Genomic DNA, 12,892 nt, shown 5'->3' on the forward strand with positions numbered 1-12,892 from the left:
AACGGTGTAAACTTTATTAGTGAGACGCAAGCATAAAAAAAATATCAAGTTGAACCATTAGCAATTATAATTTGATTGATTAAATGCAATATTTGCAATTACGTTTAAGGCAGGTTACTTTTATAAGGTAAATTTTTCAATATGGGATTAGCAATCAAAAAGGAATTATTAGAAAACATACTTCGCTTAAGCAATTCAGGTCAAGACCAAGCTCTAGGTTATATCAAAGCATTGTTGGAAGATCAGGAAATGGAGCAGAGGACGCTCGCATCAGAACAAGACATTGAAAAAGGCAAAGTGAAATCTATTAAAAAATTCAAAAGTGATTTTGAAGCTTGGAAAAAACAGAAACGCCAGAATATGAAGTAATAATTACAGATACGGCTGAAATTTACTTTTACGAATTAGCTGAATATTTGTATGAATATTATTCTCTCAATAGAGCTGAAGATATTTTAGAAGATATTCAGCATACTACCGAAAGCCTTAGTTTTTTTCCTGAAAAAGGTAGTGTAGAAAGTAAATTAGCTCATCTAAAAAACAAGTACAGATTTATTCTATATAGAAGAACTTCAACCACTACGATAAAAATCATTTATTACATTGACAAGGTTGTTAAGAAAGTTTTTGTGACCGATTTTTTCCCAACCGAAAAAGATGATCAAGAAATCCTAAAAAGAAACAAAGGGGAATAGGCAATTATTGTATTGCTCACGGCCACAGCTCGCGTTCCCAACTTGAAGTGCGGGACAGGCTCCGCGAGTGGATAATTGGTCAGCCTCCGGCTGAATGTTTAAATATTTTGCGGGACGCAATTCAAATCCTCACTCGCTGGAAGCGGAGCGAGGGCAAAACTTTCGATTTGGGTATGCTCAAAAAGGTATTGAAATCCTAAAAATCCATCATATCATCACCATCTGGTCTTCCTCCGGATTTTTTATTGGGATTTTGGTTGATCCTGTAGGTGAATGACAGCAAATACTGGCGCACTCGCCATTGGTATTCATATTCGCGATAAAAATCTTCATTGTCTATTACGCCCCTCCATTTCCTGCTATTGAACACATCTTGTACACTGAAAGTGAGGGTGGCTTTTTTCTTTAAAAAATCCTTTGAGATACTTAAATCCAAAACATTGAGCGCCAACAAATCGCTTTGGGTATCGGTGTATGGCGAGCGGAAACGCCAATTGGCCTGTGCATTGAAATCCTTGGGCAATTTCCATTGAGAATTCAACCTGAAAGTCCACCTAAATGTAGAGGCTTCAAAGCTCTGTCCCTCGTATTCGCCATCTCGGGTAAACCAAAACAGATTCACATTGAAATTAAACTTCCACCACTTAAATATATTTTGGCTAACGGTAGCCTCATATCCCCCAGAACTTTCGGTAGATAAATTGATGGGAAATCGAACGGAATTTCCTGTGCTATCTACAAAAACAACCCTATCAACAGCACCCGTGCTGTAGCGGTAATAAAGCGAGGAGAAAAAGGAACCGGTTTCCCAATATTTCAAATAGCCCATTTCTATAGAATTTGTAAAAGTGGGATCTAAATCAGGATTGCCTCGATAGAAATTTCGCGAATCGCTGTAATTGGAAAAAGGCAGCAACGAACGATAGTGCGGTCGGCTGACACGGTAACTATAACTGAGCTGAAGGGAATTTTTATCATTAAATTCATAAGACAAATGCGCACTTGGAAACCAGTTTAAATATTGCTTTTTATTGGTGCTCGCATCACTTTCAGAGCTGAGGGTTATGTCGGTATATTCTGCACGAATACCTCCTTGATAGGAGAGTTTTCCATTTTTGTTTCCCGCCATGGCATAGGCCGCAAAAATATTTTCCTGATAAGTGAAATCATCTTGAAAACCGCCAAAAACCTGCCATTCTCCATTATTGAATTGCTCTACTTTATAATCATTGTTTACAGTTCTGATGGTCGTTCTCACCCCTGTTTCAAACTTTCCGTTTTTGGCAAATGGTTGAACATAATCGCTTTGAAAAAGCCAATTTTGCCCGCCTTCCAAATTGCTCACCCGCTGCTCGGTCTCTGATCCAGTATTCAGGTTTTTTTCAATTACATCCGATTCCTCTAAATCATTGGATATGCTCCACTGCGCATCAAAAGTGAATTTCTGTTCTTCTTTTTTAAAAGTTTTTACATAATTCAAATTGGCTTCATAATCTCTTTTGGTCTCCGTTTCATTATCATCGCGTGTAACTTCCTGCACCAAATCACCGGCCTCATTAAAATCCAAATAGCGCAAATTGGTTTCGTTGTTTCTGCCAGCAGGACGAATGGTTCCAGAAACAGTAAGGGTGTTTTTGTCATTGAGATAAAAATCCGTTCCAAATTGAAAAGTATTGCCCAAACCTCCTCTGGTTCTGTCCCTTATTTGCTCGGAAATCTCGGTAGTGTTCGCATTGTAAACTTCCTGATACAAATAGCCAGTGCCAGGTGATTTTCTATAATTCACGCTGTAGCCTCCAAATAAATTAAACTTTCCCTTTCTGTAATTTAGGTTTACCCCCAAGCTGTGGTTGTGCGGAAAACCAGTAGTTGCCGTTACCGCACCATTGATTCCCTGCTTTTTGTTCTTTTTCAAAATGATATTGATAATCCCCACATCGCCTTCGGCCTCATAGCGCGAAGAGGGATTGGTTACCACTTCTACCCTTTCAATCATATCGCCCTGAAGCAACAACAATGCATCAGAGCCACTCATGCCCAGCATTGCAGAAGGTTTTCCATCTATTAAAATCCGTACATTTTCACTGCCTCTTAAACTCACACCGCCTTCCTGATCTACTTCTACCGAGGGGATATTGTCCAAAATTTCCACTGCATTGGCTCCTGTATTCGACAAATCTTTCCCCACATTGAATATGCGCTTGTCCAGCTTTAATTGCATCTGGGATTTTTCACCAATCACCTCAACCTCTTCCAAACTTTCGGAATCTTCATTCAAAATAATTTCTCCAGCATTTACTCTTTTTTGGTTTTCCCCGGGAGAAAATGCTTTGGTGTTTTTACTCAAATAGCCCAGAAACCTTATTTCCAAATAAAAGGGTGCTGACTTGGCATCAATTGAAAAATCCCCTTTTTCATTGCTTATCCCACCTCCGATAATAGTAGAGTCATTTATGCTATATGCACTAATGGATGCATATTCAAGGGGACTGTCAGTCCCACCGTCAATGATTTTCCCTGTGATCTGGATTTTTTCATTCGACTGGGAATAGCTTTTGCTAAAAGGGGATACAAATAGTAATAAGATAAGGAGGGCAGGAATAGTAGAGCAGTTCATGAAATTAGCAGCAAATTTGATCGAATAACAACAGTAATAAAAAAAGCCCGATCTGTGTATGATCAGGCTTTTTAGACGCATTTTTTTGTTAAGGTTTAATTCACCTCGATTAATTCCACATCAAAAATCAAAGTGGCTTTTGGAGGGATTACAGGTGCTCTTCCCTGTTCTCCATATGCAAGATAATATGGGATAATCAATTTGGCTTTACCGCCTTCTTTTAGCAGGGCAATACCTTCGTCCCATCCTGGAATAACCATGCCCTGGCCCAGAGGAAATTCAATAGGCTCACCGCGATCTACAGAAGAATCGAATTTTTTACCATCTTGTAAATAGCCTGAGTAGTGTACTTTCACTGTCTTTCCGGCTGCTGCTTGATTACCTGATCCTTCTTCTTCGATAATATAATGCAGACCGGAATTGGTGGATTTAGCATCGGGGTATTCCTTTTTTACAAGGTTTTCAAAAGATTCGCGAGCGGCAGCTTGTGTTTTTTCTTTTTCAGCTTCTAATTCAGCCTGAGCCTCTTCAAAAGTTTTAGCAGCATCAAAGTTTTTGGCTTCTTTGCCTTCTCTGTGAATAATTACTTTTTCCATCACATCATCCTGGGCTATGGAGTTTACCACATCCATTCCTTTAATCACTTTTCCAAACACAGTGTGTTTGCCATCCAAATGAGGCGTGGCTTTGTGTGTAATGAAAAACTGGCTGCCATTGGTGCCGGGACCGGCATTGGCCATGGAAAGAATGCCAGAAGTGTCGTGTTTTAATTCAGGAACAATTTCATCGGCAAATTTATAGCCGGGTCCACCTCTGCCCGTTCCTTCAGGATCTCCGGTTTGGATCATAAAATCAGCAATTACACGGTGAAATTTAATGCCATCGTAAAAAGGTGTGCCGAGCTCTTTGGCTTCGTTTTCAATTTTACCTTCTGCCAAACCTACAAAGTTGGCAACTGTCATAGGTGTTTTGTCATGGTACAATTCCAGGAAAATGGTTCCTTTATTGGTAACGATTTCTGCATAAATACCATCTTCTACTTCATGTCCGAGTTTCTTTTCCAAGGCGCTGTTTTTCATTGAGTTACAAGAGAAAAGGCTGATAAGCACAAAGCCAAAAGCCAATATTTTAATACTGTTTTTCATGTGATTGATTTTTTTACTTTTTTCTAAAGTGCATCAAAGTAACGAATTATATATTGTTTGAGCAAATACTCTTGATCCTCTCCATTCAGCTTTGGCAGGGGTTTTTTAGCTTTCCAGTGGGGCCATCCATCTTCATCTGTGCCTTCCAGTTGATAATAGCCATCTTCACTCATCAGCCGGCACACAGCTATATGCATCAGGTATGTTTTCTCTTCTTTATTAAATTTTATTTTTAACTGTCCCAGTTCTCGCATACCAATGATAAAAAGGCAGGCATCTACATCCGGGTTTTTCTTGAATTGCTTGTAGATGCGCTTGCGGACTTTTACAAAGTCTTGGTCTATTTGTCTTTTGTCTAATTCTATTGATTTGTTCATTTTTCTCAATTTATTTCAAACTCATCCCTATCCCTCAAAAAACCAAAACGCTCTCTTGATTCTATGAGTTTTCCTTTTGAAAGGTTAATGGTTTTTACTGCTTGTTTGTCAGCTTCCTCCCATAGTATTTCACCCAATGGATCAAGTACTATGCTGTTGCCGGAATGATAAACTCCTTTTTTATCTTCTCCTATTCGATTCACCCCTATGGTATAAGCCATATTTTCAATGGCTCTGGCTATGAGCAAATGCCGCCAGGCATAGGTTCTACGAGCGGGCCAGTTGGCTATAAAAAAAAGGAGATCATAATCTTCCTGGTTTCTGTTCCAGGCTGGAAAACGCAAATCATAACAAACCTGTGGGCAAATTTTCCAACCCTTCAATTCTGTAATTAATTTCTCTTTTCCGGCACTGTATGTTTTTTCTTCGCCAGCATAAGTGAATAGATGTCGTTTATCGTATTTTTCAAAATCCCCGTTTGGTTTTACCCAAAATAAGCGATTGTAATATTTCCCACCATCCTCAATAATCAAACTGCCGCAAACAACTGCTTTGGTTTTTTTTGCTCGCTCTTGCATCCACTGCAAACCCTGCCCGTTTTCGGGTTCAGCCATTTTTTGGGCATTCATGCTAAAACCTGTGCTGAACATTTCGGGAAGTATGATCAAATCAGGATTCTCAGTAGTTTCAATCAATTCGGCAAGCTGTTTGAAATTAGCCGCTTTATCTTCCCATACTAAATCACTTTGAATCAATGCTATTCGGAGATCTTCCATAATTTTTCTATTGCTTTTCCCAGGGTTTCTTGTTTTTTGGCAAAACAAAATCTAATCAATTTTTGATCAAAATGCGGGTGATACAATACCGATGTGGGCACCGCAGACACTCCAATATCTTTTGTAAGCCATTCACAGAATTCAATATCTCCCTTTTCTGAAAGCGCAGAATAATCAGCCAACAGAAAATAGCTGCCCGCACATGAAAGTGGCTTGAAACCAATTTCGGCTATGGCTTTTGAAAAATAATTCCTTTTTTGTTCGTAGTCATCTTTAAAGTCCAGGCTGTTTCCTCCTTTCTGCATAAATTTTGCCAATGCAAATTGAGAAGGCGTGTGCACCGAAAAAATCTGGAATTGATGGACTTTTCTAAAAACATCCAGCAGTTGCGGGGCTCCTGCCAGATAACCAATTTTCCAACCGGTGATGTTAAATGCTTTTCCAAAAGAGAAAATGGCCAGGCTTCTATGAAACACTTCTGGAAAATGCAGTAAGCTAAGGTGTGATTTTCCGTCAAAAACCAGTGGTTCATAAACCTCATCACTAATCAAAATGATATTTTGTTCAGAGGTTAGTCGAATCAGTGTTTTCCAGTCTTCTTCACTAAAACATCTGCCTGAAGGATTGTGTGGAGTATTGACTAAAACCGCTTTTGTTTTAGGAGAAATTGCAGCTTCAAATTTTTCCCAATCGGGTTCAAAATCAGGTTTGTAGGTAGGCACAACAACCGCCTTCCCACCTGCCAGTTTAATACCGGGAATAAAACTGTCGTATGCCGGTGTAAAGACAATCACCTCATCACCGGGATGAACCAGTGCTTGAAGGGCCGTGAAAATAGCCTGGGTAGCTCCTGGGCTTATTTGAATATTTTCTTTAGGATCGAGTTGAATGCCATATTCTTTTTGCCATTTATCAGCTATGGCTTTATTCAGTCCAGGCAATCCGGTCATTGGGGCATACTGATTAAATCCTTTTTGGGCAGCTTCCCCAAGAAATTGAAGCAATTCGGGTGGGCCGTCTTCTTCAGGAAAACCCTGTGCAAGGTTTATGGCATTGTGCGCATTTGCAAAAAATGTCATTTGAGCAAATATACTTTGCCCGTATTCGGGCAGTTTGTCCTTTATGTTGTGTGTTCTATTCAAATGCTCAGAGATATTTTTCTCCTTTTCGTTTTTTTACTTCAGCTGTAATTTCTTTTATCTCCTGCTCCTTTTCTTTCTGGCAAATCAGTAGTACATCTCCAGTATCAATCACACAATATCCGTCCAGCCCCTGCAAAACAACCAATTTGTTATCAGGCACCATTACCATGCTGTTGGCTGCATCTCGTACCAATACATTTGACCCCGAAACTGCATTTCCGAGATAGTCTTTCTCATATTTTTCATAAAGCGATTGCCAGGTGCCCAGATCTGACCATCCAAAATCTGCGGGCAATACATACACATTGTCGGATTTTTCCATAATGGCGTAATCAATAGATTCATTGGTGCACTGAGTATATGCTTTTTTTATGAAGACTGCTTCTTTATCTGTGTTGTAATATTCTGCTCCTTCGGCAAAAATTTCATGCATTTCCGGTTCCAGCTTTTCAAAAGCTTTGTATATGCTTTTTGCACTCCAAATAAAAATGCCTGAATTCCAAAGAAAATCACCGCTATTGAGAAATTCTTTAGCAATTTCCAGCGTGGGTTTTTCAGTGAAAGTTTTCACTTTGTATATGCGTTCTTTATTTTGATCTTCTATAAATTGTATGTACCCATAGCCGGTATCAGGCCTTGTAGGTACTATGCCCAGCGTAAGCAAAGCATCGTTTTTGCCTGCAAAATCAAGTCCGCGCAACATCATTTCATTAAAAACATCTTTACGCTCAACAAAATGATCAGAAGGGGAGACGATCATTCTGGCATCCGGGTTAGTGGCCAGAATTTTATGTGCAGCATAGGCTACACAAGGTGCAGTGTTTCTTCTAAGTGGTTCTTTAATGATTTGTTTATCATCCAATTGAGGAAGGTGCGCTTTTACTAATCCTGAATAACTTTCATTGGTAATCACATAAATATTTTCAGGAGGGCAAATATCCTTAAACCGATCATATGTCATCTGAATAAGGGACTGACCGGTACCTAGTATATCAATAAATTGTTTGGGCAGTGCAACCCGGCTTTTAGGCCAGAATCTACTCCCAATTCCACCGGCCATTATTATTACAAAATTGTTCTCCATCGCTTATCTTTGTAGTAGGCAGAATTTATTGCTGCCATGCTTTATATAGGTTTTTTTGTTAAAAAACTGTATTGTCTGACTTTCAACACAATTTTAAATGTAGTGCAAAGTTAAGAGGCTAATTCAATCTTTCTAATCCACTTTTGATTAAAAATTGCAGAAATATGTGTAATGCTATGTTTCCTTCCCTTTTTTTGATTAAATTAGTTTGAAATACGTCAGGAAAGAAAAATTTAATATAAAATATGATAACCGCAGAAAAGAATCTAAAAAGTACCCTTAAGGAATATTTCGGCTTTTCAGAATTCAAAGACAATCAGGAGAAAATAATACAAAGTGTGCTGGCGGGTAAAGATACTTTTGTGATCATGCCTACAGGTGGAGGTAAATCCCTATGTTACCAGCTTCCGGCTTTAATGAGTGAAGGAACAGCTCTTGTAGTTTCACCACTTATTGCCCTGATGAAAAATCAGGTGGATCTTGTAAGGGGTTATAGTCAAAACGAAAGCGTAGCTCATTTTTTAAACTCCTCACTGACCAGGGCACAATCCACAAAAGTGAAGCAGGATGTTGTTTCCGGAGTGACTAAGTTACTTTATGTAGCTCCTGAAACTTTGAACAAACCTGACAATCGCAGATTTTTCGAGAAAATAAATTTATCCTTTGTTGCAGTGGATGAAGCGCATTGTATTTCAGAGTGGGGCCACGATTTCAGACCGGAATACCGCAAAATAAAACAAACCATCAAAAGCCTGGGAGAAAATGTGCCGATCATAGCACTTACTGCAACTGCCACACCTAAGGTAAGAGAGGATATCAAGAAAAACCTGGACCTCAATAATCCCAATATCTTTCTCTCTTCATTCAATCGGCCCAATCTCTATTATGAAGTTCGGCCTAAAGGAAAAAAAGGCAATGCTGAAAGACAGATTATACAATTTCTAAAACAAAAGGAGGGGAAATCAGGCATTATATATGTACTCACCAGAAGAGACACTCATGAAGTTGCCAAATTACTCAATGTAAACGGCATAAAAGCAGCACCTTATAATGCCGGACTTGAGTCACAGGTAAGGGCAGATACCCAGGATGCTTTTCTCAAAGAAGATATTGATGTAATTGTTGCCACCATTGCCTTTGGAATGGGAATTGACAAGCCCGATGTACGCTTTGTGATTCACTACAGCATTCCAAAAAGTATTGAAAATTATTACCAGGAAACCGGCCGTGCCGGAAGAGATGGATTGGAGGGGCATTGCATTGCTTTTTACAGCTACAAAGATGTGCAGAAACTGGAAAAACTGATGAAAGACAAACCTGTGGCAGAAAGGGAAATGAACGCTCAACTGCTACAGGAAATGATTGCTTATGCTGAAACAGCCATTTGCAGGCGTAAATTTTTGCTGCATTACTTTGGTGAAGATTTTGATGAGGAAAATGGACCTGGAGCAAAACTTGATGACAACTCGCGCTACCCGAAAAAAGAACAGGAGTCCAAAGAAGACCTCTTAAAAATCCTAAAAGTAGTAGAAGAATCTAAAGAAGCGCATATTTTAAAGAACATAGTGCGCATTGTTATGGGGCGCAAAAATCAGGACATTGAAGATTATCAATTAAATGAACTGAAATCATTCGGATCAGGTGCTGAACAAAGCGAAACATACTGGAACTCTGTAATAAGGCAAGGCATACTTGCTGGTTATATCACCAAAAGCATACAGAATTTTGGAGTTTTGAAACTTACAGATGCAGGACGCAGCTTTCTGAAAAAACCTGTCTCCTTTAAACTGGTTATCAACCACAATTTTATACAGGAAGAAGCCGATCAGGAAAAGGCGTTCATGGAGAGTAGCAAATCAGGGGTGCTGGATCAGGACTTATTGAAATTGCTGAAAGATTTGAGAAAAAAGGAAGCAAAAAAACGAGAATTGCCCCCCTACGTTATTTTCCAGGATCCATCGCTGGAAGAAATGGCTTCCCAATACCCGATCAGCAGTGATGAATTTGCCAATATTACCGGAGTTAGCAAGGGAAAGGCCATAAAATACGGGAAGAAATTCTCTGAATTGATCAAGGAATATGTAGAGGAAAATGAAATTGACCGCCCGCAGGATTTTGTAATGAAATCGGTGGTGAATAAATCGGGGATTAAAGTTTTCATCATACAGAATATCGATAAGAAAATTCCATTGGAAGATATAGCTTCAGAAAAAGGCATGAAATTAGAAGAGCTGCTCAAGGAAATAGAAACCATTGTAATGTCTGGCACCAAGCTGAATATTCAATATGATATTGACCAGTATCTGGACGAATACCAGCAGGAGGATATTTATGATTATTTCAGTGAGTCGGAAACCGGCTCGCTTGACGAAGCATATCTCGAATTTGAAGATGAGGGCATCACTATGAACGAACTTCAAATGATGAAAATCAAGTTTTTATCGGAAGTGGCAAATTGATATCTGGTTATTCAGCACATAATTGATTAAGACAGCAACGCCCTATCGCAGCATCTCCACATGCGGAATGCCGTCTTCCAGGTATGCTTCTCCTTGCTTAGCAAATCCAAAACTTCCGTAGAAATCGCGCAAATATTCCTGTGCGGAAATGCGAATGGACTGTCCGGGAAAATCTACTTGCATTTGTTCCAGGCATTTTTGCATCAGCATTTTTCCGACACCACTTCTGCGTACTGAAATTGCTGTCACAAAACGGCCAATAGAAGCATCTTTGTAGCTGATACCAGGTGGAAGCAATCGCGCGTAAGCCACAAGCTGATTATTATTCCAGGCCATTAAATGTTTGGCCTGAAAATCTTTATCATCTGTATCCAGATAAGGACAGTTTTGCTCTACCACAAACACTTTTTCGCGCAATTGGATGATTTTATAGAGCTGTGTATTGTTCAGTTGTTCAAAAGGCAGGCACTCCCAGCGAAGTGTATTCAAAGCCATCAACTTCTTCCGGTTTTAGCACCGAGAAATTCTGTGTTTTGCTGATGCTTAATTTTAGTGTCTTTCAATGCTTTCATTGCTTTCTGCAATCCACTTAAAGTCATCGGGAACATGCGGTTTTCCATTATTTCCTGCAGAATTTGTGTGCTCTGGAAATACTCCCACGAATATTCTGGGTTGGGATTGATCCAAATAAAATTGGGGAAATGTTCCTTCATCCGTTCCAACCAAACCATACCCGATTCGGGATTGTAATGCTCAACACTCCCTCCTTCTGCTACTACTTCATAGGGCGACATAGCCGCATCGCCTACAAAAATAACTTTATAATCCTTGTTGTATTTATTGAGTATATCCCAAGTGGGAATGCGTTCTTCAAACCTGAGTTTATTGTCTTTCCATACCGATTCGTAAAGGCAATTGTGGAAATAGTAAAACTCAAGATGTTTGAACTGATGCCGAGCTGCTGAAAATAAGCGGGAACACAATTCAACATGATCATCCATAGATCCACCAACATCCATCAGCATCAAAACCTTTACCCGGTTTTTCTTTGTGGCCTGCATTTTGATGTCCAGCATTCCGGCATTTTCTGAAGTTTTACGAATAGTACCGTCCATGTCCAATTCTTCTTCAGCACCTTCTCTTGTCAGCTCACGCAATCTTTTCAGCACCATTTTCATATTGCGGGTGTCCAGTTCTACGGAATCATCCAGGTCGGCAAAATTTCTTTTGTCCCAGACTTTTACCGCCCTGCGATTGCGACTGCCCTCCTGCCCTACCCGAAATCCTTCGGGATTATAACCATAAGCTCCAAAAGGAGAAGTGCCTCCAGTGCCTATCCATTTGTTTCCGCCTTCGTGTCTTTCATTTTGTTCTTTCATCAACTCTTTGAAGCGCTCCATGAGTTTGTCCATGCCGCCCATGGCTTCTATCATGGCTTTTTCTTCTTCGCTAAGTTGATTCACAAGATTTTTGCGCAACCAATCTTCAGGAATTTGTTCAAAAAAATCATTGGGAATGGCTTCCATGCCCTGGAAATACTGCCCAAACAATTGATCGAAACGATCGAGCTGATTTTCATGCTTGATCAAAATAGTTTTACTCAATGCATAAAAATCATCCAGGTTATAATTGGCCAGTCCTTTTTTTACCGCTTCCAAAAGGGCAAGATATTCGTGCAAGGTAACCTTGATACCGTCATTGCGCAATAAGTAAAAAAAATCGATAAACATATTTATCTGAATCTGCTTTTAGCTAAATTTTGCAGCCAGGAAAGGTCCTGTTCATTTTTAATCAAAGCATGCACATGAGGAGGCACATCTTCACCTACTTTTATCGCATCCAGCTCCTCAGGTGTCATTTGCTCCATAAGTAAAAGCTTAATCCAGTCAATCAGTTCACTGGTACTTGGTTTTTTCTTGATGCCCTTGATTTCCCTGATTTGATAAAAAACATTCATAGCAGAGCGCATAAGTTCACCTGCCAGGTTTGGATAATGCACATTGATTATTTCTTTCATGGTTTCGGGTTCCGGAAAGCGTATATAGTGAAAAAGACAACGCCTCAAAAAAGCATCGGGCAGTTCTTTTTCATTATTTGAAGTAATTATAACTATAGGCCGGGTTTTTGCACAAATGGTTTTTTGCAATTCGTAGCAGTAAAATTCCATTTTATCCAATTCAAGCAATAGGTCATTGGGAAATTCAATATCTGCTTTGTCGATTTCATCAATAAGTAAAACCACTTGCTCATCGGCTTCAAAAGCCTCCCAAAGCTTTCCTTTTTTAATGTAGTTGGAAATATCCTGCACCCGATCAGAACCGAGCTGCGAATCGCGCAAGCGTGAAACAGCATCGTATTCATAAAGTCCTTGCTGGGCAACTGTTGTTGATTTAATATACCAGGTCAGGAGTTTTTTATCCATTGCTTTGGCCACTTCTTCTGCCAGCAAAGTTTTACCCGTTCCGGGCTCTCCTTTTATAATGATTGGTTTTTCGAGCAACATTGCAGCATTTACTGCTACCTGCAATTCATCGGTAGCTACATAGTTATCTGTTCCTTTAAATGACATGTACTTTGTTTTTTTGCAAAAGTAAAAC

At 39.5% G+C, this 12,892-nt stretch carries 12 protein-coding genes; 3 read left to right on the forward strand and 9 right to left on the reverse strand.

All coding sequences use genetic code 11. The features are described from left to right. Nucleotides 1-141 precede the first annotated feature (141 nt). Together WD048_13830 and WD048_13835 are read left to right on the forward strand one after the other, a co-directional pair. Entirely contained in the window at nucleotides 142-369 is a 228-nt protein-coding gene (locus WD048_13830; protein ID MEX0813294.1) for a hypothetical protein, read from the forward strand. Further along, nucleotides 336-695 carry a hypothetical protein gene (locus WD048_13835; GenBank protein ID MEX0813295.1) on the forward strand — a complete coding sequence of 120 codons (360 nt, stop codon included), beginning with the start codon at nucleotides 336-338 and terminating at the stop codon, nucleotides 693-695. Before WD048_13830 ends, WD048_13835 begins: the two co-directional genes overlap by 34 nt. A gap of 196 nt (nucleotides 696-891) precedes the next feature. Here the strand turns inward: WD048_13835 and WD048_13840 are convergent, their stop codons facing one another. The 6 genes from WD048_13840 to WD048_13865 all read right to left on the reverse strand — a co-directional run bounded on the left by WD048_13840 (nucleotide 892) and on the right by WD048_13865 (nucleotide 7,836). Continuing rightward, nucleotides 892-3,312: a TonB-dependent receptor gene (locus tag WD048_13840; protein MEX0813296.1), complete on the reverse strand. Its 2,421-nt coding sequence runs from the start codon at nucleotides 3,310-3,312 to the stop codon at nucleotides 892-894. A gap of 95 nt (nucleotides 3,313-3,407) precedes the next feature. After that, nucleotides 3,408-4,457: a peptidylprolyl isomerase gene (locus WD048_13845; protein ID MEX0813297.1), complete on the reverse strand. Its 1,050-nt coding sequence runs from the start codon at nucleotides 4,455-4,457 to the stop codon at nucleotides 3,408-3,410. A 23-nt stretch (nucleotides 4,458-4,480) separates the two neighbouring features. Beyond that, nucleotides 4,481-4,834 (reverse strand): hypothetical protein, encoded by a 354-nt coding sequence (locus WD048_13850; GenBank protein ID MEX0813298.1) that lies wholly within the window; start codon nucleotides 4,832-4,834, stop codon nucleotides 4,481-4,483. 5 nt (nucleotides 4,835-4,839) lie between these two features. Continuing rightward, complete coding sequence (locus WD048_13855) at nucleotides 4,840-5,610, reverse strand: amidohydrolase (protein MEX0813299.1); 771 nt, start codon at nucleotides 5,608-5,610, stop codon at nucleotides 4,840-4,842. Further along, nucleotides 5,592-6,752 (reverse strand): methionine aminotransferase, encoded by a 1,161-nt coding sequence (locus WD048_13860; GenBank protein ID MEX0813300.1) that lies wholly within the window; start codon nucleotides 6,750-6,752, stop codon nucleotides 5,592-5,594. Before WD048_13860 ends, WD048_13855 begins: the two co-directional genes overlap by 19 nt. A gap of 4 nt (nucleotides 6,753-6,756) precedes the next feature. After that, on the reverse strand, nucleotides 6,757-7,836 hold the full coding sequence (locus WD048_13865; protein ID MEX0813301.1) for a mannose-1-phosphate guanylyltransferase: 1,080 nt from the start codon (nucleotides 7,834-7,836) through the stop codon (nucleotides 6,757-6,759). Nucleotides 7,837-8,081: 245 nt separating this feature from the next. Between WD048_13865 and WD048_13870 the strand changes: the two genes are divergently transcribed. Further along, entirely contained in the window at nucleotides 8,082-10,295 is a 2,214-nt protein-coding gene (locus WD048_13870) for an ATP-dependent DNA helicase RecQ (protein ID MEX0813302.1), read from the forward strand. 42 nt (nucleotides 10,296-10,337) lie between these two features. Here the strand turns inward: WD048_13870 and WD048_13875 are convergent, their stop codons facing one another. Genes WD048_13875 through WD048_13885 form a run of 3 tightly spaced genes read right to left on the reverse strand, consistent with a single transcriptional unit; the run spans nucleotide 10,338 to nucleotide 12,864 of the window. Beyond that, nucleotides 10,338-10,790: a GNAT family N-acetyltransferase gene (locus WD048_13875; protein MEX0813303.1), complete on the reverse strand. Its 453-nt coding sequence runs from the start codon at nucleotides 10,788-10,790 to the stop codon at nucleotides 10,338-10,340. After that, nucleotides 10,790-12,025, reverse strand: coding sequence for a VWA domain-containing protein (locus tag WD048_13880; GenBank protein MEX0813304.1), 1,236 nt, complete (start codon nucleotides 12,023-12,025; stop codon nucleotides 10,790-10,792). Before WD048_13880 ends, WD048_13875 begins: the two co-directional genes overlap by 1 nt. A gap of 2 nt (nucleotides 12,026-12,027) precedes the next feature. Further along, nucleotides 12,028-12,864 carry a MoxR family ATPase gene (locus WD048_13885; GenBank protein ID MEX0813305.1) on the reverse strand — a complete coding sequence of 279 codons (837 nt, stop codon included), beginning with the start codon at nucleotides 12,862-12,864 and terminating at the stop codon, nucleotides 12,028-12,030. Between the last annotated feature and the right edge of the window lie 28 nt (nucleotides 12,865-12,892).

The sequence above is a fragment of the Chitinophagales bacterium genome (genome assembly GCA_040877935.1).
Classification (GTDB): Bacteria; Bacteroidota; Bacteroidia; order Chitinophagales; family CAIOSU01; genus JBBDNB01.